Genomic DNA, 23,041 nt, shown 5'->3' with positions numbered 1-23,041 from the left:
GGAGCCGCTTCAGCGGCGATGCTCTTCATGAAACTGAGGAGCATCGCCGCTGAAGCGGCTCCCACATAGAGCAGCCAGGCCCACATGGAGCAGCCAGGCCCACATGGAGCAGCCAGGCCTACATATGGAAGTTATTGGGCCAGCTGCCAGGTATGCCGCGCGATCTGCTCATCCTCTTCCGTCGGGATGACGCGGGAATCGAAATCGCCGATCCATTGCAGGCCGGCGAGGATCGCGTCGCGGGTGATCGCGTCGTTCTCGCCGATTCCACCGGTGAACACCAACAGGTCGAGACCACCCAGCGACGTAATCATCCCCGCGATCTGCTTGCGCGCCACATGCACGAACACATCCTGCGCGAGGTGCGACGCCGCGTTATCCATCTTGTGCAACTCGCGCATATCGCTCGTGCCGCCCGACAAACCCTTGAGCCCCGACTCACGATCGACCAGGGTCTCCAGCCGTTTGGCATCGAAGCCGCGCTCGCGCATCAGGTAGAGCAACACCCCAGGATCGAGATCGCCGGGACGCGTCCCCATCACGATGCCGCCGGTGGGCGTCAAACCCATCGTCGTATCGATGGACTTGCCGTCGAGTACCGCGCACAGGCTGGCGCCATTGCCGAGGTGGGCGATAACGAGTCGGGAAGGCACGTTATCGCCGAGCTGCCGCACGATGGATTCGTACGACAGCCCATGGAAACCATAACGCTCGATACCGCCGGCTCGCAGGTCCGCCGGCAGGGGCAGGGTGCGGGCCACCTCCGGCATGGTTGCGTGGAAGGCCGTATCGAAGCACGCCACTTGCGGCACGCCGGGAAACGCCACGCGGCAGCGCTTCACCATCTGCACCGCCGCCGGCACATGCAAGGGCGCGAAGGCACGCGCCTCATCCAGATGCACCATGAGCGCTTCGTCGATGCGCGCATGCGCGCGCACGTTCGGGCCACCGTGCACGAGGCGATGCCCGATCGCATCCGGCGCGGGCAGCCCTCGATCGCGCAGTGTGCCGACGATGGTAGCGACCGGGTCGCTGCCGCTGCCCGCGGACTCGGTGTTCTCGGTAAGCAAGGCCTCGCACGTGTCGCCATCGACACGATAGAGGCCGTACTTCAGCGACGACGAGCCGGCGTTGAGAGCGAGCACATGGCCCGTGGCGATGCTCACTCGCCGGCCTCCTCGGGCTCGGCCTTCCACTGCCAGTCACGTACGTCCGGCAGGTCCTGGCCGTGTTCGCTGACGTAGAGCTTGTGGCGCTGGATATCCGACCAGTAACGCTGCGTGGCCTTCTCGCGTTCGCCCGCGAGCCGCGGAACGCGGTTGATCGCGTCCAGTGCTAGCTGGAAGCGGTCCATGTTGTTCAGCACCATCATGTCCAGCGCGGTGGTGGTCGTGCCTTCTTCCTTGTAGCCACGCACATGGATGTTGTCGTGGTTGTGCCGGCGATACGTCAGCTTATGGATGATGCCAGGGTAGCCATGGAAGGCGAAGATCACCGGCTTGTCCTTAGTAAATAGATCGTCGAAGACGTCGTCGTCCATGCCGTGCGGATGCTCGTCCGGCGTTTCCAGCGACATCAGGTCGACCACGTTGACCATGCGAATGCGGATGTCCGGCACGTACTCGCGCAAAAGCATGATCGCGGCAAGGACTTCGACGGTTGGCGCATCGCCTGCGGATGCCATCACCACGTCGGGATCCTCCTCGCCACGGCTGGCCCACGACCAGATGCCCGCGCCGGCCGTGCAATGGCGCACGGCGGATTCCATGTCGAGCCACTGCCAGTCCGGCTGCTTGCCGGCGATGATGACGTTGACGTAATGCCGGCTGCGCAGGCAGTGATCCGCCACGGAGAGCAGGCAGTTGGCATCAGGTGGCAGATAGACGCGCACGATCTCGGACTTCTTGTTCGCCACGTGATCGATGAAACCCGGATCCTGGTGCGAGAAACCGTTGTGGTCCTGATGCCACACGTGCGAGCTGAGCAGGTAGTTGAGTGAGGCGATCGGCGGCCGCCACGACATCTTTCGCGTGACCTTCAGCCACTTCGCATGCTGGTTGAACATCGAGTCGATGATGTGGATGAAGGCTTCATAGCAGGAGAAGAAACCATGCCGGCCGGTAAGCAGGTAACCCTCCAGCCAGCCCTGGCACTGGTGCTCGCTGAGCACTTCCATGACGCGACCGTCCGGCGAGAGGTTCTCGTCGACATCCTCATACTCGGCCATCCACGTCTTGCCGCTGGCTTCATAGACGGCCTCGAGGCGATTGGACGCGGTTTCGTCGGGGCCGAACAGACGGAACGTCTCCATGTTCTGCTGCATCACGCCGCGCAGGAACTTGCCCAGCACACGCGTGGCTTCGGCCTTGTGGTCGCCGGGCGTTTTCACGTCTTCGGCGAACGGACGGAAGTGCGGCATATGCAGCTGCTTCAGCAGCAGGCCACCGTTCGCATGCGGGTTCATGCCCATGCGGCGTTGGCCGCGTGGTGCGAGCGATGCGAATTCTTCGCGGAACTGGCCGCGCTCGTCGAAGAGTTCGTGCGCGTCGTAGCTCTTCATCCAGTCTTCGAGGATCTTCAGGTGACCTTCGTTATCGAACTTGTCGATAGGCACCTGGTGTGCACGCCACGTGCCTTCGACGGGCTTGCCGTCAACGACCTTGGGGCCGGTCCAGCCCTTGGGGCTACGCAGCACGATCATCGGCCAGCGCGGACGCTTCGCTTCCGACGCCTTGCCCTCGCGCGCTTCGGTCTGGATGCGCTTGATCTCGTCCAGACAGGTATCCAGCGCCGCGGCAAAGGCCTGGTGCATCGGCTCGAACTCGTGGCCCTCGACGAAGTGCGGCTCGTAGCCGTAGCCGCGCATGAGGTCGCGCAGTTCTTCCGGTTCGATGCGGGCGAGCACCGTGGGATTGGCGATCTTGAAACCATTGAGGTGCAGGATCGGCAGCACGGCGCCGTCGCGCGCGGGATTAAGGAACTTGTTCGAATGCCAGCCGGTAGCCAGTGCGCCGGTTTCGGCTTCACCGTCACCGACCACGCAGCTCACGATCAGGTCCGGATTGTCGAAGGCCGCGCCGAAGGCGTGTGACAGCGAGTAGCCGAGTTCACCGCCCTCATGGATCGAGCCCGGTGTTTCCGGTGCCACGTGGCTGGGAATGCCGTATGGCCAGGAGAACTGGCGGAACAGCTCGCGCATGCCGGCCACGCTACGGTCGATATGCGGGTAGATCTCGGTGTAAGAACCTTCGAGGTAGGTGTGCGCCACCACGCCCGGGCCGCCGTGGCCGGGGCCCATGACGTAGATCATGTTCAGGTCGCGCTCGACGATCGCGCGATTGAGATGGGTGTAGATGAAGTTGAGGCCGGTGGTGGTGCCCCAGTGGCCGAGCAGGCGGTGCTTTATGTGCTCTTTGGAGAGCGGCTCCTCCAGCATGGGGTTGTCACGGAGGTAGATCTGGCCAACGGTGAGGTAGTTGGCGGCGCGCCAGTAGGCGTGCATGCGGCGTAGGAGGTCGGGCGCAAGCGTTGCGGTCATGAAGAAGACTTCCAGGCGACGGGGTCGCCAAGCAGCCTAAGCGCCGGGGGATTGTCCCGGCGTGAACAAAACTGCCCTCAGTCGTGCGAACCAAGCTCGCGCGTATTCTTCTCGAGCACTTTCAGGCCGTCCTCGGTCTTGCGCTGCGAGGCACGCTCGCGCTCGGATTGCTCGAGCACCCGCTGGCGCTCCAGCAGTTCGCGCGTGGGCGGCGGCGGATCGGAGGCGGATGAGGTCTTTGACACGAAGCCGGAGGCACCACTCGTCGGTGGAAGTGGTGCTGGCGCGGGCGGCAGGTCTGGAATGGGCCTGGGCGCAACCGACACAGCCGGCGCAGCGGTTTCGGCAGGAGGCATCGCATCGGCGACCGCATCGCGACGCGACATGGCCCTCCACGCGAACAGGCCGAGCAGCACGAGGATGCCGACGCCGAGCAAGGCGGGCAGCAGGCGCGACCCATGCGACGACGTGCCGCGGCGGCGTGCAGTCTTCGCAGGTTTCTTCGCACGCGGCGACGCGACCGCGCTGCCAGCCACGCTGGTGTCGAGGTGATCGGGTAATTTGAGCAGGACGCGCAACACTTCGCCGTCCATCAGCTGAAGGCGCGGCTGGCGACGCTGGATGTTGACCGCCTCGGTGCTGAACCGGCCACGCGTGACGAGGATGCCCTTCGTCGCCGCCTCATTGAGCATCACGCTGAGTAGCTCGTTCACGTCCTGAACGCCCACTTCGACGGCGTCCCAGTGCTTGCACTGCAGAATCACCGACTCGGTGCCACGGGTCAGCCGCAGGTCGACGCCGCTGGCGACCGTCTTGAGGGACGTGGCGGGTGCGTGATGCTCGACGCGATAACCCTGGGCGCGGTAGTGCTCGGCCAGCAGGTGCTCGAAGTCCTGCCAGGTGAGGCGCGCGAGGGCGTCTGTTCCACCAGGGGAAGTCGGTCGAGCTGCAAACATGCTTGATGAGGTCCTGCCAGGGATCAATCCGGGATGATAACCGCTCGTGCATCCCAGTCGAAAAGGATATCGGCGTCACGGAACGGCGCTTTAGCCTGTCCGGCAAGCGTATTCACATTTGTGAGTGGTTGCCGCTATGGCAGGCACCCGCTAAATTGGGAGGGTTGTCTTGGGGGAATACAGGGGTTTGAGTACGTGAAGAAGTTTGCAGTCATGAAGTGCGCGGCCGCGATGGCCGCGGTAGCGATGTTGTCCGCCTGCGGCGGCAAGACGATGATCGAAAGCGATATGAGCCGCATCGTGGCGGCCAGCCCGGCGTCGCCGTGGCTCACGCTGGAGAACAAGGGTGACCACGTGATCAGCGTGAGTGGCCTGCCGGCTTCGGCGAAGGTGCAGGTGTCGCCGGATATCGCCTCGGCGGTAGAGGCTGAGCTACGCACGGCCCTGCAGCCGAAGTATTTCACCGATCTGATCATCGGCTGCCGTGGGTTGCAGCAGACCACCTCGGTCCGCTCGCCGGATGGAGAGCCGTCCGTGGCGACGATGGACGTGCAGGTGAACTGCCGCATCGTGGCGCGCGGCATCGTCGTTGCGAAGGCTTACCACCTGGTGCAGACGGCGCCGGTGCAGGCGGATGCACCGCGGCTGGAGACGCTGGTGCCGAAGCTCATCAGTGGTGTTTCGGCGCAGCTGGCTGATCAGCTTTGGGCCGATGTGGTGGCGACGGGGGTGCGGCGGTAGCACCGTATCGCCGCTGAAGCGGCTCCCACAAGGGGCTCTCACAAGGGGCTCTCACAAGGGGCTCCCACAGGGGGCTCAGGCTTCAGGGGGGTCAGGCTTCGGCGGGGGTGGGGGTGCGTAGGGCGTCGCGGCAGGCGATCAGCTGGGCCTGGCTGAAGGTCTGGCCGGGGCTTGCCAGCAGGGCGGAGTCCGGGTCGGCCAGGCCTTGTTCGATCAGGACATCGAGCATGGCCACGCGGCTGGCGGCCAACAGCGCGCGTCCCAGTGGCGTGCGTGCGCCTGCGTCGGCCGGATCGGCTCGCTCGGCCAGTGCCTGCACCACCCGCGAGGGGAAAGCCCAGTGACGTGCCGCGTGCAGCGATAGCCGTTCGATCTGCTGGGCCAGCGCGGCCACCAGCGGGCGGCTGAAGGCTGTGGCGCGGGTGTCGTTCTGTTCTTCCAGCTCGAGCAGGATCGTCTGCGCACCGGTCTGGCTGATCAGGCCGGCAAGGAAAGCTTCGAACGGGTCGCAGACATTGCGGCCGAGGTAGATGCACGCGCGGGCGCAGCGCTCGGCGTGTTCCCACAAGCGCTCGCCGGCGTGTTGGCTTGCGCCACCCATGTTGGTGCGCAGGATCGGCCGCATCACCAGTTGCATGACCACGCGTCGCAGGCCGTCCTGGCCGAGCAGGGTGATCGCCTGGGGCAGGCCGGTCACGGGGCGCGCGGTCTTGAAGAAGGCGCTGTTGGCGACGCGCACGATCTCACCGACCAGCACAGTATCGCGGGCGATCAGCTCGGCCAGCGCACGGCTGTCGCTGTCGTCGTTGCGCAGCGAGCGCATCAGCTGCGGTACGACCGAAGGCAGGCGGGGCAGGGAGCCGACGTCGAAGCGTTCGCCGCCGAAGGCCTCGCGCACGCGACGGAGCACGCCCTGCTCGGCGGGAGAAAAGGCGGCGTCGTCCGACGGCGCGAGGCCGAGCACGAGGCGATAGAAACGGTCTTCGATTTCTTCCGGCGCCAATGCGCTTACCGGCGCTTCGAGCACGGACACGTCCACCACGGGCGCGTCGATCGTCACCGGCGTGCCGGACACGATGGGATGCGCGGGCGCGAAGGCGGGGGCGGGAGGCGCACTGCCGCCGCCGAACAACTTCCTGAAGAACCGGCCGATCACGCGGAGTGTCTCGATGTGGGGGACGGCGCAAGTATAAGCTGCGCCGGGGTGCGAAACACTTGGCCGCCCGTGCGCTGGCCGGCGTGTTCGCGGCGTGGCGTGGCGCGGTTAGGATGTCGTCATGGACCACATGCCCCTAAGCAGGATTGCCTTGCCCCCCGGCGCCTGGCCGAGCGTGCTCGATTTCCTCTGCGAGCGCTTCCCGGCGGTCAGTCGCGACGCCTGGGAAGATCGCATGGTGCGCGGGCTCGTCGAGGCCGGTGGACGCCTCGTGGACAGGCTCACCCCCTACCGCCCCGGTGACGTGGTCACCTACCGGCGCGAGGTAACCGCCGAGCCACGCATTCCCTTCGAGGAAACGATCGTCTACCAGGACGACGACCTCGTCGTGGCCGACAAGCCGCACTTCCTGCCGGTGATGCCGGCCGGGCGCTACGTGGAGGAGACCCTTTCCGTGCGCCTGGTCCGTCGCCTCGACAATCCGGACCTGGTCGCGCTGCACCGGCTCGATCGGGGCACGGCCGGCCTGGTGGTGTTCTCGGCGAGGCCGTCCAGCCGCGACGCGTACACGCGCCTGTTCCGCGAGCGCGCCATCGCCAAGACCTACGAGGCGCTGGCGCCGCCGTTACCCGGGCTGGCCTTTCCCCTGTCGCGCTGTAGCCGGATCGAGCGCGGCGAGCCGTTCTTCCGCACCCATGAAGTGGAAGGGCCCGCGAACGCCACCACGCATGTCGATGTCATCGAGCGCGGCGAGCGCGCATGGCGTTATCGCCTGGAACCGGTGACCGGGCGTAAGCATCAGTTGCGCGTGCACATGGCGGGCCTGGGAGCGCCCATCCTGGGCGATCCGATGTATCCCGTGCTGCGTGACGAAGCGGCAGATTTCAGCGAGCCGATGCAGCTGCTGGCGCGCGAGCTCAGCTTCATCGACCCCTTCACCGAGGAAGAGCGGCGTTTCCTAAGTTTACGTTCACTCGACCTTTGATCCTTGCGGGCGCAGACTATGCGCTTCCCCGCCAACCCTCCCCGGATGACTCCCGCCCCTGGCTTCCGCACCGTAGCCCTGATCATCGCGAGCGCGATGTTCATGGAACAGCTGGACGGCACCATCCTGGCCACGGCGTTGCCTTCCATGGCGGAATCGTTCGACGTGTCGCCGCTGCACATGAGCGTGGCGCTCACTTCGTACATGCTCAGCCTCGCGGTGTTCATTCCCGCCAGCGGTGCCATCGCCGACCGCTACGGCTCGCGCAATGTGTTCCGCTCGGCCATCGCGATTTTCACCATCGGTTCGATCCTCTGCGGGCTTTCCAGCAACCTGCCGTTGCTGGTGCTGTCGCGCCTGCTCCAGGGGATGGGCGGGGCGATGATGGTGCCGGTGGGGCGCCTGGTGTTGCTGCGCTCCGTGCCGAAGTCCGAGCTGGTCAGCGCCATGTCGTGGCTGCTGGTGCCTGCCTTGATCGGGCCCGTCGTCGGGCCGCCGCTGGGTGGTTTCATCGTCACCTGGGCCTCGTGGCGCTGGATCTTCTACATCAATGTGCCGATCGGCATCGCCGGCATGTGGCTGGCGACGAAGTACGTGCCCGACGTGCGCATCGCCGAGCGGCAACGCTTCGATCGTCTGGGTTTCGTGCTCTCGGGTATCTCGCTGTCATGCCTGGTGTTCGGGCTGGAGCTGGCCAGTCGCGGCGGTACCTCGGGCGTGAGTTCCGTGGGGCTGATCCTTGGCGGCTTGCTCGTCGGCACCGTCTACGTATGGCACTCGAAGCGCGTGGCGAATCCGATCCTCGACCTCTCGCTGATGCGTTTTCCGACCTTCCGGCTCTCGGTGATCGCTGGCTCGCTCACGCGTATCACCGCCGGTTCGGTCCCGTTCCTGCTGCCACTGATGATGCAGCTGGGCTTCGGCTTTTCCGCGGCACACAGCGGCGTGGTGACCTTCGTCTCCGCACTCGGCGCGATGCTGATGAAGGCGACGGCCGCGCCCGTGCTGCGCCTGTGGGGTTTCCGCGCCACCCTGGTCTGGAACGGCGTGCTGTCGATGGTCTGCGTCGCGTTGTGCGCTGCCTTCCGGCCTGACTGGCCGTTGTGGACGATCTACACGGTGCTGCTGTTGAGCGGCTTCTTCCAGTCGCTGCAGTTCAGCGCATACAACACGGTGGCGTACGCGGATGTGCCGAGCGAGCGGTTCTCGAGCGCGACCAGTTTCTACACGACCTTCCAGCAGTTGATGCTGTCGCTGGGTATCTGCGTGGCTGCGGCGGCGTTGCATGTGTCGGTGACCTGGAACGGGCATGCGCACGCGCAGCTGCCCGATTTCAGCGTGGCGTTTCTGGTGGTGACCTTCGTGTCGCTGATTGCCGCCCCGGTATGCCTGGCGCTGCCGCGCAATGCCGGCGCCGAAATGAGCGGCCACCGCGCCCGCTAGTCTGGAACTGAGAGCCAAGGCCCTGGAGCCAAGGCCCTGGAGCCAAGGCTGTGGAGCCAAGGCTCTATGTGGGAGCCGCTTCAGCGGCGATGCTCTTCCCCGGCAAAAGCATCGCCGCTGAAGCGGCTCCCACACAGAGCCCGGTAGTCTGGAACACAGGGCCTTGGCTCCCACACAGGGCCAGATCCCATATGTCAGGTTTACGGCAACGCGATGGGGTGCTGCACCCACGATCCGACCATGCCGGGCATCGAGGCCAGGCGCCTCGCCTGCGCGACGAACTGACGCCGCGGAATCTCCACGGCGCCCATCGACAGCAGGTGATCGTTCGTGACCTGGGCATCGAGGAAGGGAAACCCCCAGCGATGCAGCAACTGACACATGCCGGCCAGCGCGACTTTCGAACCACCGGTGCGTGCCGAGAACATCGACTCGCCGCAGAACAACCGACCCACGGCCACGCCGTAGATGCCGCCGACCAGCGAGCCGCGATCCCACACTTCCACGCTATGCGCGTGACCCTGGCGGTGCAGTTCTTCGTACGCGGCGATCATGTCGTCGCCGATCCACGTGCCCACCGCGCCGCTGCGTGGTGCCGCGCAGGCGCGCATCACGCGGGTGAACGACGTATCGGCCGTGAGCCGCCAGTTGGACTTCGAAAGCTGCTTCCGCAGGCTGCGGCTGACGTGGATGCTGTCGGTGCGAAACACGCAGCGCGGATCCGGTGACCACCAGAGGATCGGCTCGTCTTCGTTGAACCAAGGGAAGACGCCTTGCCCATAAGCCGCAACCAGACGTTCCGCCGACAGGTCACCGCCCCAGGCCAGCAGCCCGTTCGGTTCGGCAAGCGCATCCTCCGGGTCCGGAAAGAGGCCGGGACGAAGCGGGTTGAGCTGCGGCAGGCGGATCATCGGTCCGCGTACGGCGAATGCGCGAGCAGTTCATCGCGATACGCTTCGCGATGGAGCGCTTCCTGTTCCAGCGCACCGGCCACCGCCTGGCGGAAGCCTTCGTGGGCGATGTAGTGCCGCGAGTGCGTCAGCGTCGGCAGGAAGCCGCGGGCCAGTTTGTGTTCGCCCTGGGCGCCGGGTTCGAAACGCGCGATGCCTTCGCGGATCGCATAGTCGATGCCGCGGTAGTAGCAAAGCTCAAAGTGCAGTCCTGAGATCTCCACGCTGGCGCCCCAGTAGCGTCCGTAAAGCGCATCGCCACCGCGCAGGAACAGCGCCATGGCCACGATTTCCTGGCCGTCGCGCGCCATCGCTACCTGCACCTTTGCGCCGAGGGTGCGGCCCAGGTATTGGAAGAAGCGCGCGGTCAGCGCCGCGTGATTGCCTTTCAGGTCGAACGTGAGCTCGTAAAGCGCGTGGATTTCGCGCCACTCCGCGTCGGAGAGTTCGTCGCCGCCACGCATCTCCAGCTTCAGGCCGGAAGCCAGCGCATGGGTGCGTTCCTGGCGGATGTTCTTCCGCTTCTTTGCCTTCAGCGAGGCGAGGAAGCCATCGAAATCCGCGTAGCCCTGGTTATGCCAGTGGAACTGGTAGTCGGAACGGACCAGCCAGCGGTCGTCGAAGGCATCGAGGTCCGCATCGGCCAGGAAGTTGGCGTGGATCGAGGAGAGGCCGAGGCGGTCCGCTTCGTCGACCAGCGCAGCCGTGAGCCGGTTGCGCAGGATCTCCGCCTCGATGCCCTCGCGCACCAGCAGGCGCGGCCCGGGTACGGGCGAGTAGGGCGAGGCGACCAGCATTTTCGGGTAGTAATCGCCGCCGGCGCGTTCCCAGGCCGAGGCCCAGCTCCAGTCGAAGACGAACTCGCCGTGCGAGTTGCCCTTGAGGTAGGTGGGAGCGGCGGCGATCAAGCGATCGTGGGCGTCGAAGATGCCCAGGTGGTACGGCTTCCAGCCATAGTCTTCGCGCAGACAGCCCTTGGCTTCCATGCCGCTGAGGAAGGCGTGCGACACGAACGGGTTGCCGTCGGGCACAAGCGCGTCCCAGTCGGCGGCCGGAATGCCGCCGAGGCTGTCGAGAAACCGGATGCCGGTCATCGGCTCCTTCAGGTCAGCATGTGCTGCTGGTCCAGCCAGCGCTCGGCGTCGAGCGCCGCCATGCAGCCGAAGCCCGCCGAAGTGACCGCCTGGCGGTAGACGTGGTCGGCCACGTCGCCGGCGGCGAACACGCCCGGGACCGAGGTCGCCGTGGCGCCGCCGTGCAGGCCGGACTGGATCTGGATGTAACCGTCCTTCATCTCCAGCTGGCCTTCGAAGATGCCGGTGGCCGGGGTGTGGCCAATGGCGACGAAGAAGCCCTGGGCGTCGAGGTCACGCTTCACGCCGGAGTTCACGTCCTTGACGCGGACGCCATTCACGCCAGCATCGTCGCCGAGGATTTCGTCGACCTGGTGGTTCCACAGCAGCTCGATCTTGCCGGCAGCAACCTTCTCGAACACCTTGTCCTGCATGATCTTTTCCGCGCGGAACTTGTCGCGGCGGTGGACCAGGTAGACCTTGCGGGCGATGTTGGCCAGGTACAGCGCCTCTTCGACCGCGGTGTTGCCGCCGCCGACCACGACCACGTCCTGGTCACGGAAGAAGAAGCCGTCGCAGGTGGCGCAGGCGGAGACGCCGCGGCCCTTGAACTTCTCTTCCGAGGCGATGCCCAGGTACTTGGCGGTGGCGCCGGTGGTGATGATCAGCGCGTCGGCGGTGTATTCGCCGCTGTCACCCTTCAGGTGGAAAGGGCGGTTGCCCAGATCCACGCTGTGGATATGGTCGAAAACCATCTCGGTTTCGAAGCGCTCGGCGTGCTCGGCCATGCGCCGCATCAATTCAGGACCCTGAACACCCTTTTCGTCGCCCGGCCAGTTGTCCACCTCGGTGGTGGTCATGAGCTGGCCACCCTGAGCCAGGCCGGTGATCATCGTCGGCTTGAGGTTGGCGCGCGCCGCGTAGACGGCGGCCGTGTAGCCGGCGGGGCCGGAGCCGAGGATCAGCAGGCGGCTGTGCTTGGGGGTGCTCATGTATAATCCTTGAGGTTTACTGCGGCGTGTTTCGGTGTGGCGAGATGTGTCGACCCGGAAGAATGGGGAAGACCGGGGTGCGATTCAAGACATCGATGCAATGACGGCTGTCGCTTTGTCCCCACGGGGCGACTTTTATCTCATTCAGGATCCTCCATAAGATGCGCATTGGTATCCCCTCCGAAACCAAGACCCTCGAAGGCCGCGTGGCCCTCATCCCCGCCGCCGCGGCCGATCTGGTCCGCCGTGGCCACGAGGTCTTCATCCAGTCCGGCGCCGGCACCAAGAGCGGCTACTCGGACGCCGATTATTCCCTGCTGGGTGTGACCGTGGTGGCTGATGCCGCTGCCGTCTACGAGAAGGGCGAGCTGATCGTCAAGGTCAAGGAGCCGATCGAGGGCGATCTCAAGCTGCTCAAGAAGCACCACCTGCTGTTCTGCTACCTGCACCTGGCCGCCGAGCCGGCGCTCACCAAGAGCCTGCTGGACATCGGCCTGACCGGTATCGCGTTCGAGTCCGTGGACGAGAACGGCGTGCTGCCGCTGCTCCTGCCGATGTCCGTCATCGCCGGCCGCATCGCCACCCAGATCGGCACGACCCTCCTGCACCAGCCCAACGGTGGCAAGGGCAAGCTGCTCGGCGGCATGGCCTCCACCCCGCGTGGCAAGGTCGTCGTCCTCGGCGCCGGCGCTGCCGGTGGTAACGCGGCTGCCCTGGCCGCCTCGGCCGGTGCCAACGTCGTCGTCTTCGACAAGCGCCAGGACCGCCTCGCCGAAATGATGGCGATGGGCCCGAACGTCACCGCGCTGTACGCCTATGAGTCGTCGGTCGCCGAAGAGGTCCGTAACGCCGATATCGTCGTCGGTGCCGTGCTGATTCCGTCGGCCAAGGCCCCGCGCGTCGTCACCGAAGCCATGGTCAAGACGATGGAGAAGGGCTCCGTGCTCGTCGACATCTCGATCGACCAGGGCGGCTGCTTCGAGACCTCGCGTCCGACCACCTGGAAGGAGCCGACCTACGACGTCCACGGCGTGACGCACTTCTGCGTGACCAACATGCCGGGCGCCGTCCCGCAGACCTCGTCCACCGCCATCTCGGCCGCCATCCTGCCGTACGTGCAGCGCCTGGCTGCCGGCAACGAATGGCGCGACCACGCGGCGCTGGCTGGCGGCATCAACATCGAGGGTGGCAAGGTCGTGCACCCGGCCCTTCAGGGCATGGCATGATGCCGAAAACCCGATCCGAGGTCCTCTGCTAAGTGGCGCGCAGCGCGAAAGTCGTAAAGAAACAGGCACGGAGCCAGGTCAAGGCCCAGCGCGAGGGCTTGAGCGACGAGCTCAAGCGCCGCCTGCGTGAAGCCGGGGCGTTGCTGCTGTTGCCGCTTGCCCTGTACCTGCTCGTCTGCCTGCTCAGCTACAACGACCAGGACCCGAGCTGGGGTCACATGGGCATCGCCGACCGGGCCACCAACTTCGGTGGCTCGATCGGGGCGAACATCGCCAACCTGCTCAGGTACATCTTCGGCCTGGTTTCTTACTGCTTTCCGCTGCTCCTGCTGGCCCTCGGCATCCAGGTGCTCCGCGCGCGCGGCGAACGTGTCGTCGCGCCGTGGGAGCCCTCGCTGCGCCTGATCGGGTTCGTGTTCTTCTTCATCACCGGCCCCGCGCTGGTGTACCTGAACGTCGATTCGCCCGTGCTGCCGGAAGGCCCGGGCGGCATCGTCGGCAAGTGGGTAGGCCGCGGCCTGCACAGCGCCTTCGGCGACAAGGGTGCGCCGCTGTTGCTGCTCGCCGTGTTCCTCATCGCCGTTACCCTCGCCACCGGCCTGTCCTGGTTCAAGCTCATGGACCTGACGGGGCAGGGCGTCGTGCGTCTGGGCGGCTGGTTCGGCGGCAAGATGCGTCGCGCGCCGGAAGTCATGGCGGCACGCAACGCCCGCGCCGAGCGTGAGGTGGTCAAGAAAGCCGACGCGATCAAGCAGGCCAAACGCGAGCCCGTGCGTATCGAAACACCGGTACCGATGGTCGTGAAGAGCGACCGCGCGTCCCGCGAAAACCAGATCCCCCTGTTTACCGGCGCATCGATGGACGGCGAAGTCCCGCCGTTGTCGCTGCTCGACGAAGCACCGCCGCAAGGCCCGGGCTACTCCGAGGAAACCCTCGAAGTGCTCTCGCGCCAGGTGGAGCTGAAGCTCAAGGATTTCCGCATCGAGGCCCGCGTCATGGGCGTCTATCCGGGTCCGGTCATTACCCGTTTCGAACTGGAACCCGCGGCCGGTGTTCGCGGCAGCCAGGTCTCCAGCCTCGACAAGGACATCGCCCGCGGCCTCTCCGTGGTCAGCGTGCGCGTGGTCGACGTGATTCCCGGCAAGAACGTCATCGGCCTGGAAATCCCCAATACCAAGAAGCAGATCGTCTACCTCTCCGAGATCCTTCGTTCGGAAAAGTACGACCAGATGAAGTCGCCGCTGGCGCTGGCGCTGGGCAAGGACATCGGCGGCAAGGCTGTCGTCACCGACCTCGCCAAGATGCCGCATCTGCTCGTTGCCGGCACCACCGGTTCGGGTAAGTCCGTGGCGGTGAACGCCATGGTGCTGAGCCTGCTGTACAAGGCCAGCCCGAAAGACGTGCGCATGATCATGATCGACCCGAAGATGCTGGAGCTCTCGGTCTACGAGGGTATTCCGCATCTGCTGGCGCCGGTCGTCACCGACATGAAGGAAGCCGCCAACGCCCTGCGCTGGTGCGTCGCCGAGATGGAGCGCCGCTACAAGCTCATGGCAGCCGTGGGCGTGCGCAACCTCGGCGGCTTCAACAAGAAGGTGAAGGACGCCGAGAACAGCGGCCAGCCGCTGCTCGATCCGCTGTTCCGCGCCAACCCTGACATGCCGGGCATGGTTGCCGAGCCGCTCGAGCCGCTGCCGCACATCGTCATCATCATCGACGAATTCGCCGACATGATGATGATCGTCGGCAAGAAGGTCGAGGAGCTCATCGCACGCCTGGCGCAGAAGGCGCGTGCGGCCGGCGTGCACCTGATCCTCGCTACGCAGCGTCCGTCGGTGGATGTCATCACCGGCCTGATCAAGGCGAACATCCCGACGCGTATCGCGTTCCAGGTGTCGTCGAAGATCGACTCGCGCACGATTCTCGACCAGTCCGGTGCCGAAGCACTGCTCGGCCACGGCGACATGCTCTACCTGCCGCCGGGCACGGCTACGCCCGAGCGTGTGCACGGCGCCTTCGTCGACGATCACGAAGTCCATAACGTGGTCGAGTGGCTGCGCGCGCAGGGCGCGCCGAACTACATCACCGGCGTGCTCGAAGAAGTCCAGTCCACCTCGGACGGCAAGATCATCAACGATTCCGGCCTGCCGCAGGACGCCGAAGGCGATAGCGACAGCGACAACGCACTCTACGACCGCGCCGTGCGCGTGGTCACCGAGACGCGTCGCGCCTCCATCTCCGGCGTGCAGCGTCACCTGCGCATCGGCTACAACCGCGCCGCCCGCCTCGTCGAACAGATGGAGCAGGACGGCATCGTCAGCGCGCCGCAGCACAACGGCAACCGCGAAGTCCTCGCGCCGCCGCCCCCGAAGGACTGATTCGCCATGAACGACATGAAGCCGGGCGCGCTACGCCAGCGCCCCTGGGGCTTGCTCGTTACCGGTGATCTCGCGCCGACGTCCGAAGTACTGGACGAGGTCGAGAGCATTTTCGAGCTCAACCCCTCCATTCCCGGGCTGGAGCTGCGCGCCGACGACGGCCGTGCCTGCTTCGTCACCCGCGACTATCCCGTCGGCCACACGGCCGGCGTGGACGATGCACTGGAAGTGATCTTCGCCGAACAGGAAGAGATCGCTGAAATCGTCGTGCTCGGCCAGGAAGTCCGGCCCGTGCACCACGCCACCCGCGCGGCGCCGTTCTGGCATCGCGACGGCAAGGCCATCGCCGATATCAGCGAGAAGATGGAGGCGGGCGAGATCAGCCCGGCCGAAGCCATCGACATGCTTAAGTCGCTGTTCGAAACCGATCGCTGACAATCGCGCCGAACCTTACGGAATCTGCCCATGAAACGCTTCCTGCTCGCCGCGACGCTGTCCCTCCTCAGCCTGCCGACCTTCGCCGCCGCTGGTCCGGCGCGCGAGCGGCTGGATGCCTTCTCCAAGGGCCTGCACTCGGTCACCGGCCGCTTCAGCCAGACCCTGGTCAACGCCAACGGCGACGCGGGCAAGACCACCACGGGCACGATGGCCCTGGAAGCACCGCGCCAGTTCCGCTGGGAAACGCTGGCGCCGTACAAGCAGACCATCGTCGCCGACGGCAGCCGCGTGTGGCTGTACGACCCGGACCTCGAGCAGGTCACCGTGCGCAAGCAGAGCAGCGAAGAAGCCCAGAGCCCGCTTACGGTCCTCACCGACCTGTCGCAGATGGACAAGGACTTCAAGGTCACCGAGAAGGGTGACCACGACGGCCTGGTCTGGCTCCGCCTGCAGTCCACCAGCAAGGATCCCCAGTTCGACTATGCCGATCTCGGCTTCGACGCGGGTGGCCTGGCGCAGATGGTCTTCAAGGACCAGCTCGGCAATACGACGAAGATCCAGTTCGCCGGCTGGGTGAAGAACGGGCCGGTTGCGGCCGGCACCTTCGACTTCGTGCCTCCCCAAGGCACCGACGTGATCGGCGACGCCCCGGTCCTGCAAACCCAGCCAGTCAAATAGCCTCCCACACAAGACACGGCGGTTGACGCGAGCCCCGTTCACCCGCGAAAGTACCCCCCGGTGACGGCAGGGGCGTCGCAGGGGAAAGCGAAAACGCAGCAGGGAAGAAGCGGCACCCTTCACGGGTTCGCTGCAGCGCGTCATCTCACCTTCGTTGTGGATTCAAATCTGCACTCTCGGATTTAGTCGTCCGTTCCGTATTTGCGTGCTTGTCGCGCCTCCGGAGCCGTCACTGTGTGCGCGGCGCGTAAGTTCGCGCTGCATAACCTGACGGCTACATGGAGAGATGCGATGAATTGGTACCTGGATGTTCTGAAGAAGTACGTCGATTTCGATGGCCGCGCACGTCGTAAAGAATATTGGATGTTCTTTCTGATCAATACGATCATCTCGTTCGCACTGATGTTCGTCGTCGCGATGGCTGGCGGCGCGAAGGCGGGTTCGATGGTGGTGAACCTTTATTCGCTCGCCGTACTGCTGCCGAGCGTTGCCGTCGGCGTGCGTCGCATGCATGACACCGATCACAGCGGCTGGTGGATTCTCCTTCCCATCGTCAACCTGATCTTCGCCTGCACCGAAGGCACGCGCGGGCCGAATCGCTTCGGCGCCGATCCGAAGCTGAGCGAACAGCTCGCCTGAGCAAGGGACACGCATGACGAATGACGACGGCGGCATCTGGATCGGACGTGACGGCCAGAAGTACGGTCCCTATACCGACGCGAACGTTCGCCAATGGCTCCGGGAGGGGCAGCTGACGCTCGACACCCTCGCCTGGCGGACGGGCATGACGGAATGGATGCCGCTATCGACGTTCGGCATGTCCGATAAGTTTACGGGCGTCGTGCCGCCGTCGCCGCCACCGCCTCCGCCGCTTCGATCGGCGGGTGGGTTCTACGGCGCGGAAACGCCGGACGAAGTGCGTGAGAGCTTCCCGCGTCCTCCGGCGATGCACTGGTTAGTGGTGCTCCTCCTGGTCGTCGTCACCTTCGGGCTCTTCCAGTGGGTCTGGTTGTTCGTGCAGTCGAACTGGGTGAAGCGGATCGACCGATCCAGCAGTGCCAGAGCGTTTTTCGTTGCCGGTCTGTTGGTTGCATTCGGCGGTGGGTTCGTCAGCGGCGCTTTCAACGTGCCCACGATGACGGTGCTGGGTACCCTGGCAGGGACGGTGCTGGTCATCATCGGCTGCTTCTCCATGGCGGGATCGCTCCGGCAGGAAGCGGCACGGCTGCGGCTGCCTCTGGAGATCGGCGGTGTAACGCTGTTCTTTTTCCAGATGTTGTATCTCCAGGGTCAGCTGACCTGGCTGGCGCGCTGGAAGGACACCGGACAGACCTTGCCGCAAGCACCCAAAGGCGTGTTCTGGCTTCTGATGATCTTTCCTGGACTCATCGGCGTCCTGGCCGCCATCGCTATTCCCCAATATCAGAACTACATCGTTCGTACCCAGGTTTACGAGGGCGTGAACCTCGCGATCCCTGCAAGGACCGCCGTTGCGGAGTACTACAACAGCCACGGGAAGATGCCGGTCGATAACGCCGCGGCAGGTCTTGCCGATGCCCAGTCCATTCGTGGAAAGTACACCGCCAGCGTGACCGTAACGAACGGGAATGTCGTGGTGTTGTATGGCGACGACGCCAACCGGATCATCCGGAGTGGCCAGCTCGTTTCCAGTCCCAACGTCGCCGGAGGACAGATTGTCTGGCGGTGTGGTTCGGCGAGCATACGGCCGCAGTATTTGCCGGTTGCGTGTCGGTAGTTGTTACGCGTCCGGGACTTGGTGAGAAAAAGTTCATGTGGTTCTGGCGAGTGTGCTCTGGCACGTCGCGCGCTGAGTTCCGCAAAGCCGCGCTACTCCGTGCCCAATGGCTCTCCGGCGGCGCGCATCAGGGGGAAAGGTCCCGCGCCGTCATAGACTCTTGGCAATGAGCAAGGTCATCCGAATCGCGCAAGAGTTTTGCGCCGCCCCGAGCGGCCGACATCCGGCTGACGGCGACTTCAACGGCGAGCGTTTTCGCGAGGAGTGGTTGGTTCCGCCGCTTGATGCTGGGGACACGGTCGACGTGGTCTTCGATGATGCGGAAGGCTACGGATCGTCGTTCCTGGAAGAAGCGTTCGGCGGCCTGATCAGCGTTCGTGGGTACACGAAAGAATTCCTCGCACAGCGCCTGCGCCTGGTCGCGAAGACCCGCGCAGCACAGAGATATCGTCGGGTAGCCCAGTCGTTCATCGACTCAGCCGGCTATCCGCAAGCTCCTACGAACCCGGCATTTCGTGCCAGACTCGCCGCACAAAGGATGGGGCGGGGAGTAGGAACGGCATGATTGTCATCTGGGCCATCATCGGCGCGATCGCCGGAGCGCTGGTAACGCAGGGCTGGGAAGGCGCGGTCGCGGGGTTCGCGATCGGGCTTCTCTGGGGGCGGATGTCGGGGCTCAAGAGCGATCTTGATGCTGTGCGGGCTCGGCTGGCTGAGTTGGGAACTGCCGCCAAGGTTGGGGCGCCGGTCGCCGGCGGAGCCGGCTCCCAGATGGAGCATCGGCTGGATGTGGATGCCGGGCGGGCTGAGGCTGATCCGGCGGCGTGGCCTGATCGGGCGCCTATCGCCGGCGAAGCCGGCTCCCACATACCGCCGGCTATGCCGCCGTTGCCTTCGGGGGGATCGGCGCCGCGGCCCATCGTCTCGCCACCTGCCGCACCTGTTTCACCTGCAGCACCTGTCGTGCCTGCCGGACCTGCTGTACCGGCCGGACCCTCCTGGATCGAGCGGTTGCTGGAAGCGGGGAAGCGCTGGATTACCGAGGGGAACGTGCCGGTGAAGGTGGGCATGCTGGTGTTGTTTGCCGGCGTGGCTGCTTTTCTTAAGTACGCCTCGGACCAGGGGATGTTCCATATGCCGGTGTCGGTCCGCCTGAGCCTGGTGCCTTTGGTTGCGATCGCCGGTGTGGCGTTTGGCTGGATGCAGCGGGAGAAGCGCCGGGCCTTTGCGCTGTCGTTGCAGGGTGGCGCACTCGGCGTGCTGGTGATGACGGTGTTCGCCGCGTACCGGTTGTATGGCTTGTTGCCGGCGACGGCGACGTTCGGGTTGCTTATCGTTTTTGTCGCAGGGCTGGGCGTGCTTGCGGTGTTGCAGGATGCCCTGGCGCTCGCCGTGCTCGGCCTGATCGCGGGCTTTGCTGCACCGATCATCGCGTCGACGGGGCAGGGCAATCACGTTGCGCTGTTCTCATATTACGCGGTGCTCAACCTTGGCATCCTCGGTATCGCCTGGAAGAAAGCCTGGCGCGTGCTCAACGTACTCGGTTTCATCGGGACGTTCGGCGTGGGCACGGCGTGGGGTGTGCTGAGTTATCGGCCCGCGCTGTTCGCCAGTACCGAGCCTTTCCTGATCCTGCATTTCCTCCTGTATCTCGCCGTGCCCTGGCTGCATGTGTTGCGTTCGCCGAGGCGTGGGCGCGCGATCCTCGATGGCTGCCTGATGTTCGGCAATCCGATCGCCAGCCTCTTGCTGCAAGGTGCCTTGCTCGACTGGGAGCCGATGCCGCTCGCGATTTCCGCGCTGGTTGCCGCGGCGATCTACGTGGCCATCGCGTTCGCTATTCGCAAGCGCGAAGACATGGGCCTGCTGCGCGAGACCTGGGCCGTGCTGTCCGTCGCCTTCGCGACGATCGCCGTGCCGTTGGCCTTGAGTGCGAGCGTGACCGCGAGCGTGTTCGCGCTGGAAGGCGCAGGTCTGATTTGGCTGGGCTTCCGTCAGGCGCGCCGTCTGCCACGTTGGGCGGGCGTCTTCCTGCAGCTGGCGGCCGGTGTCGCCTGGGCGCTCGCGGCGTTGTTCACCCACCACTACAACGACCTGCCGATCCTCAATGCCGCCTTCATCGGCAGCCTGCTGCTGGTACTCGGTGCGGGCGTCGGGGTGTGGCAGTTCGACCGGCATGGCATGTCGCGTGGCGTGTCCGGCCTTGCGCGTATCGGTTTGCTGGTCTGGGCGGTGATCTGGTGGCTGGTGAGTTTCGGCAACGAGATCGACACGTTCGTGTTCGAGCGTCCGCTCGCCTTCGGTGAGTGGCTTGCCTTGCTCGCGGTCACGGCGTGGTTGTTGGCGGAAGCGTGCAAACGCGTGCGCAAGCTCGATCTCGGCGTCGTCCTGGCTTTCGCCGTGCCGTTGTTCCTCGCTGCCGGCATGGTGGTCGCACTTTCGGCGGTGGGCGAGAACATCCAGCCGTTCAACGGTTGGCCGCTTGCGGGTATCGCGGTGATGCTGGCGACGGGCTGGCTCACGCTGCGCGCTATCGCAGCCCATCGCGTGGCGGCGATTCTCGCGGCGACCATCGGCTGGGTGCGCTGGCTCGTCATCGGCACGGCGGCGATCGCGCTTGCCTTCGACTTCGTCACGACGATGGGCCAGGGATGGAAGCTACTCGCTGCCGCCATGCCCACGTTGCTCCTCGCGGGCCTGGTGCTGTGGCGCCCGCGTGTCGTCGCTGCGCCGCTCAACGCGTATGCGGATGCCATCCGTAACGCCGTCGGTGCGTGTGCCGCGTTGGCGTTGTTCCTTGCCGGCGTCATCGCGCTGGGCACGGCGGGCGCCTCGAATCCGCTGGTCTTCATCCCCGTGCTCAACCCGGTCGACCTGCTGCTGATCGCCGTGTTGTTGCTCACCGCACGTGGCATCTCGGACGCCGTCGTGCCCGCCAGCACGCGACGCCTCCGGCCCGCCGTCATCGCGGTGATGTTCTTCATCATCGCCACGAGCATGACGCTGCGCTCCGTGCATCACCTCGGCGGTGTGCCCTGGGATAACAGCATGCCCGGCTCGAGCCTCGCGGAGCTGTCGCTCACGGTGGTGTGGAGCATCATCGGTGTCGTCGCGTGGGTGCTTGGTTCGAAACGCGGCCAGCGCCTGTTGTGGATGGCTGGCGCAGTCACCATGGCTCTCGTGCTGGCGAAGCTGCTGCTTGTCGATCGCGGGCATCTGGGCAACCTGTTCGGCATCGCTTCGTTCATGGCCTATGGCGTGCTCTGCACGGTCATCGGTTACCTCGCGCCTGCGCCACCACGGCAGGCCGCCGAACCCGCTCCGGAGTCTTCGCATGCGTCCTGACGTTCGCCATGGTCTGCTGGCCCTCGCCCTGGTCGCTTCGAGCGCCTATGCCGCCGCGCCTGCCACCGATCAGTTCGCCTTCGCGTACCCGATCAAGACGACGGCTGGCGCGCCTGCGTATGTCGTTTCGTTGCCGCAGGATGCCTATACCTGGAGCCGGCCGGACACCGCGTTGACCGATGTGGTCGTCGTCGACGCCACGGGTCAGCAGGTCCCGTCGGGGCCGTACCAGCCGCTGCAATCGATCTCGCGCCCGGTGACGTTGACCCTTCCGCTGCTCGCGGTGCCACCGGCCGAAGCCGGCTCGCCCGGCCCTCGCATCGAACGCAGCACCAATGGCGACATCGTCATCCAGCCGGGCAACGACAACGCGCCGGGCCCGGTCAAGGAATGGCTGATCGACGCGCGTACGCCGATCGACCTCACGCAGATGACCCTGCCACCCACCCAGGTGAGCGAGGGTGCGGACGTGCAGCTCGACAACGTCTCGATCGACGTGAGTGACGACCTGCAGTCGTGGACCAGCCTGGTGCGACAGGCGACGATTCTCTCGATGGGTCGCAGCGGCAACGCGTCCGATGTCAGCACGGTGAAAATCGAAGGTGCGAGCGGCCGTTATTTCCGCGTGCGCATCGTCAGCGGCAGCGTGCATTGGGCGACGGCAGGGGAGGCTACCGCGACACTCTCCGGACGCGTCGAAGAAAAGCTCACCGCCGACGAATCCGCCCGTCAGTGGCTCGATGTACAGCCGAGCACCACGCACGCCAGCGGGCAGGGCGTCGACTACGACTACAAGCTTCCCGCGGCCCTGCCGATCGATGCGCTCCGCCTGAAACGCGGCAGCGATGCCGTGGCCCGCGTGGACGCGGCATCCCTCGACGGCGAGCACCTGAGTGAGTCACTCGGCACCCTCGTGGTAACCGCCGGGCAGGGCGACGGCACCACCACGCTGGAGATTCCGGCGGGTCGCCGTAACGCGCTACGCCTGCACTCCGCCACGCCGCTGCGCGAAGCACCGCGTCTCGAACTGGGCTGGGTGCCGGATCGCTTCGTTTTCCTGCCGGAGGGGCAGGCGCCGTATCGCCTGCTCGCTGGCAGCCGGGTCGCGCGTCGCCCGGCCTGGCCGATTGCCGACGCCCTGGCCGGTCTGCGCAAACAGCAGCCGGAAGGCTGGCGGCCGACGCCGGCCACCACCGGCCCCGGCGAGCGCATGGCCGGGGAAGACGCCCTGGCAGCCCCGGCGGTACCCTTTGACTGGACTCGCCTGATTCTCTGGGGCGTGCTGGGTCTGGGCGTGCTGGTGGTCGGCGGCATGGCGGTGAGCCTGCTGCGGAAGCCGCCTGGCGGGCCGCGTGAAGCGCCTTGAGCCCGCCTGCACGGTGAACG

General features: G+C 65.6%; 19 protein-coding genes. 12 read left to right on the top strand and 7 right to left on the bottom strand.

What is annotated here, in order from left to right; genetic code table 11:
- Positions 1-131: 131 nt before the first annotated feature.
- From ACVWWJ_RS12620 to ACVWWJ_RS12610, 3 genes are all read right to left on the bottom strand, one after another.
- On the bottom strand, positions 132-1,166 hold the full coding sequence (locus ACVWWJ_RS12620) for an acetate/propionate family kinase (RefSeq protein ID WP_456968135.1): 1,035 nt from the start codon (positions 1,164-1,166) through the stop codon (positions 132-134).
- On the bottom strand, positions 1,163-3,538 hold the full coding sequence (locus tag ACVWWJ_RS12615; protein ID WP_456968134.1) for a phosphoketolase family protein: 2,376 nt from the start codon (positions 3,536-3,538) through the stop codon (positions 1,163-1,165). Before ACVWWJ_RS12615 ends, ACVWWJ_RS12620 begins: the two co-directional genes overlap by 4 nt.
- 77 nt (positions 3,539-3,615) lie before the next feature.
- Positions 3,616-4,494, bottom strand: a complete 879-nt coding sequence (locus ACVWWJ_RS12610) for a restriction endonuclease (RefSeq protein WP_159897055.1) — start codon at positions 4,492-4,494, stop codon at positions 3,616-3,618.
- Between the two features lie 195 nt (positions 4,495-4,689).
- Between ACVWWJ_RS12610 and ACVWWJ_RS12605 the strand changes: the two genes are divergently transcribed.
- Positions 4,690-5,235 (top strand): hypothetical protein, encoded by a 546-nt coding sequence (locus ACVWWJ_RS12605; protein WP_456968133.1) that lies wholly within the window; start codon positions 4,690-4,692, stop codon positions 5,233-5,235.
- 91 nt (positions 5,236-5,326) lie between these two features.
- Here the strand turns inward: ACVWWJ_RS12605 and ACVWWJ_RS12600 are convergent, their stop codons facing one another.
- Complete coding sequence (locus ACVWWJ_RS12600; RefSeq protein ID WP_456968132.1) at positions 5,327-6,391, bottom strand: HDOD domain-containing protein; 1,065 nt, start codon at positions 6,389-6,391, stop codon at positions 5,327-5,329.
- A gap of 121 nt (positions 6,392-6,512) precedes the next feature.
- Here ACVWWJ_RS12600 and ACVWWJ_RS12595 point away from each other — a divergent pair, with 121 nt between their 5' ends.
- Positions 6,513-7,376: a pseudouridine synthase gene (locus ACVWWJ_RS12595; RefSeq protein ID WP_456968131.1), complete on the top strand. Its 864-nt coding sequence runs from the start codon at positions 6,513-6,515 to the stop codon at positions 7,374-7,376.
- A gap of 45 nt (positions 7,377-7,421) precedes the next feature.
- Positions 7,422-8,819: an MFS transporter gene (locus ACVWWJ_RS12590; RefSeq protein WP_456968130.1), complete on the top strand. Its 1,398-nt coding sequence runs from the start codon at positions 7,422-7,424 to the stop codon at positions 8,817-8,819.
- 200 nt (positions 8,820-9,019) lie between these two features.
- Here ACVWWJ_RS12590 and aat read toward each other — a convergent pair whose 3' ends face one another.
- The 3 genes from aat to trxB are packed head-to-tail and all read right to left on the bottom strand — an operon-like array spanning position 9,020 to position 11,834.
- Positions 9,020-9,730 carry a leucyl/phenylalanyl-tRNA--protein transferase gene (aat, locus tag ACVWWJ_RS12585; RefSeq protein WP_456968129.1) on the bottom strand — a complete coding sequence of 237 codons (711 nt, stop codon included), beginning with the start codon at positions 9,728-9,730 and terminating at the stop codon, positions 9,020-9,022.
- Positions 9,727-10,863: a GNAT family N-acetyltransferase gene (locus tag ACVWWJ_RS12580; protein WP_456968127.1), complete on the bottom strand. Its 1,137-nt coding sequence runs from the start codon at positions 10,861-10,863 to the stop codon at positions 9,727-9,729. The genes aat and ACVWWJ_RS12580 overlap by 4 nt, the downstream gene beginning before the upstream one ends.
- A gap of 8 nt (positions 10,864-10,871) precedes the next feature.
- Positions 10,872-11,834 (bottom strand): thioredoxin-disulfide reductase, encoded by a 963-nt coding sequence (gene trxB, locus ACVWWJ_RS12575; RefSeq protein WP_159895060.1) that lies wholly within the window; start codon positions 11,832-11,834, stop codon positions 10,872-10,874.
- Between the two features lie 161 nt (positions 11,835-11,995).
- Here trxB and ACVWWJ_RS12570 point away from each other — a divergent pair, with 161 nt between their 5' ends.
- The 9 genes from ACVWWJ_RS12570 to ACVWWJ_RS12530 all read left to right on the top strand — a co-directional run bounded on the left by ACVWWJ_RS12570 (position 11,996) and on the right by ACVWWJ_RS12530 (position 23,021).
- A complete protein-coding gene (locus ACVWWJ_RS12570) occupies positions 11,996-13,060 on the top strand; it encodes an alanine dehydrogenase (RefSeq protein WP_159895062.1) in 1,065 nt (354 codons plus the stop codon).
- A 32-nt stretch (positions 13,061-13,092) separates the two neighbouring features.
- The gene (locus tag ACVWWJ_RS12565; RefSeq protein WP_159895064.1) at positions 13,093-15,438 is read left to right on the top strand and encodes a DNA translocase FtsK; all 2,346 of its coding nucleotides are present in this window, start codon (positions 13,093-13,095) and stop codon (positions 15,436-15,438) included.
- A gap of 6 nt (positions 15,439-15,444) precedes the next feature.
- Positions 15,445-15,873 carry a hypothetical protein gene (locus ACVWWJ_RS12560; protein WP_159895066.1) on the top strand — a complete coding sequence of 143 codons (429 nt, stop codon included), beginning with the start codon at positions 15,445-15,447 and terminating at the stop codon, positions 15,871-15,873.
- A 30-nt stretch (positions 15,874-15,903) separates the two neighbouring features.
- Entirely contained in the window at positions 15,904-16,554 is a 651-nt protein-coding gene (lolA, locus tag ACVWWJ_RS12555; RefSeq protein WP_159895068.1) for an outer membrane lipoprotein chaperone LolA, read from the top strand.
- 291 nt (positions 16,555-16,845) lie between these two features.
- Positions 16,846-17,193: a DUF805 domain-containing protein gene (locus ACVWWJ_RS12550; protein WP_456968126.1), complete on the top strand. Its 348-nt coding sequence runs from the start codon at positions 16,846-16,848 to the stop codon at positions 17,191-17,193.
- Positions 17,194-17,206: 13 nt separating this feature from the next.
- Positions 17,207-18,310 carry a pilin gene (locus ACVWWJ_RS12545; RefSeq protein WP_456968125.1) on the top strand — a complete coding sequence of 368 codons (1,104 nt, stop codon included), beginning with the start codon at positions 17,207-17,209 and terminating at the stop codon, positions 18,308-18,310.
- A 166-nt stretch (positions 18,311-18,476) separates the two neighbouring features.
- Positions 18,477-18,875, top strand: coding sequence for an STAS-like domain-containing protein (locus ACVWWJ_RS12540; protein WP_456968124.1), 399 nt, complete (start codon positions 18,477-18,479; stop codon positions 18,873-18,875).
- Positions 18,872-21,655: a DUF2339 domain-containing protein gene (locus ACVWWJ_RS12535; protein ID WP_456968123.1), complete on the top strand. Its 2,784-nt coding sequence runs from the start codon at positions 18,872-18,874 to the stop codon at positions 21,653-21,655. Before ACVWWJ_RS12540 ends, ACVWWJ_RS12535 begins: the two co-directional genes overlap by 4 nt.
- Positions 21,645-23,021: a DUF3999 family protein gene (locus tag ACVWWJ_RS12530; RefSeq protein WP_456968122.1), complete on the top strand. Its 1,377-nt coding sequence runs from the start codon at positions 21,645-21,647 to the stop codon at positions 23,019-23,021. Before ACVWWJ_RS12535 ends, ACVWWJ_RS12530 begins: the two co-directional genes overlap by 11 nt.
- The last annotated feature ends 20 nt before the right edge of the window (positions 23,022-23,041 follow it).

It is taken from the genome of Luteibacter sp. HA06, from assembly GCF_054061215.1.
Note: the sequence above shows the minus strand (reverse complement) of the source record. Positions and strands in the feature narration are given on the sequence as shown.

Coding starts and splice junctions, on each gene's coding strand:
- ACVWWJ_RS12550 (WP_456968126.1), top strand. CDS start 16,846: ATGAATTGGTACCTGGATGTTCTGAAGAAGTACGTCGATTTCGATGGC.
- aat (WP_456968129.1), bottom strand. CDS start 9,730: ATGATCCGCCTGCCGCAGCTCAACCCGCTTCGTCCCGGCCTCTTTCCG.
- ACVWWJ_RS12590 (WP_456968130.1), top strand. CDS start 7,422: ATGACTCCCGCCCCTGGCTTCCGCACCGTAGCCCTGATCATCGCGAGC.
- trxB (WP_159895060.1), bottom strand. CDS start 11,834: ATGAGCACCCCCAAGCACAGCCGCCTGCTGATCCTCGGCTCCGGCCCC.
- ACVWWJ_RS12545 (WP_456968125.1), top strand. CDS start 17,207: ATGACGAATGACGACGGCGGCATCTGGATCGGACGTGACGGCCAGAAG.
- ACVWWJ_RS12595 (WP_456968131.1), top strand. CDS start 6,513: ATGGACCACATGCCCCTAAGCAGGATTGCCTTGCCCCCCGGCGCCTGG.
- ACVWWJ_RS12530 (WP_456968122.1), top strand. CDS start 21,645: ATGCGTCCTGACGTTCGCCATGGTCTGCTGGCCCTCGCCCTGGTCGCT.
- ACVWWJ_RS12560 (WP_159895066.1), top strand. CDS start 15,445: ATGAACGACATGAAGCCGGGCGCGCTACGCCAGCGCCCCTGGGGCTTG.
- lolA (WP_159895068.1), top strand. CDS start 15,904: ATGAAACGCTTCCTGCTCGCCGCGACGCTGTCCCTCCTCAGCCTGCCG.
- ACVWWJ_RS12615 (WP_456968134.1), bottom strand. CDS start 3,538: ATGACCGCAACGCTTGCGCCCGACCTCCTACGCCGCATGCACGCCTAC.
- ACVWWJ_RS12540 (WP_456968124.1), top strand. CDS start 18,477: ATGAGCAAGGTCATCCGAATCGCGCAAGAGTTTTGCGCCGCCCCGAGC.
- ACVWWJ_RS12610 (WP_159897055.1), bottom strand. CDS start 4,494: ATGTTTGCAGCTCGACCGACTTCCCCTGGTGGAACAGACGCCCTCGCG.
- ACVWWJ_RS12570 (WP_159895062.1), top strand. CDS start 11,996: ATGCGCATTGGTATCCCCTCCGAAACCAAGACCCTCGAAGGCCGCGTG.
- ACVWWJ_RS12535 (WP_456968123.1), top strand. CDS start 18,872: ATGATTGTCATCTGGGCCATCATCGGCGCGATCGCCGGAGCGCTGGTA.
- ACVWWJ_RS12580 (WP_456968127.1), bottom strand. CDS start 10,863: ATGACCGGCATCCGGTTTCTCGACAGCCTCGGCGGCATTCCGGCCGCC.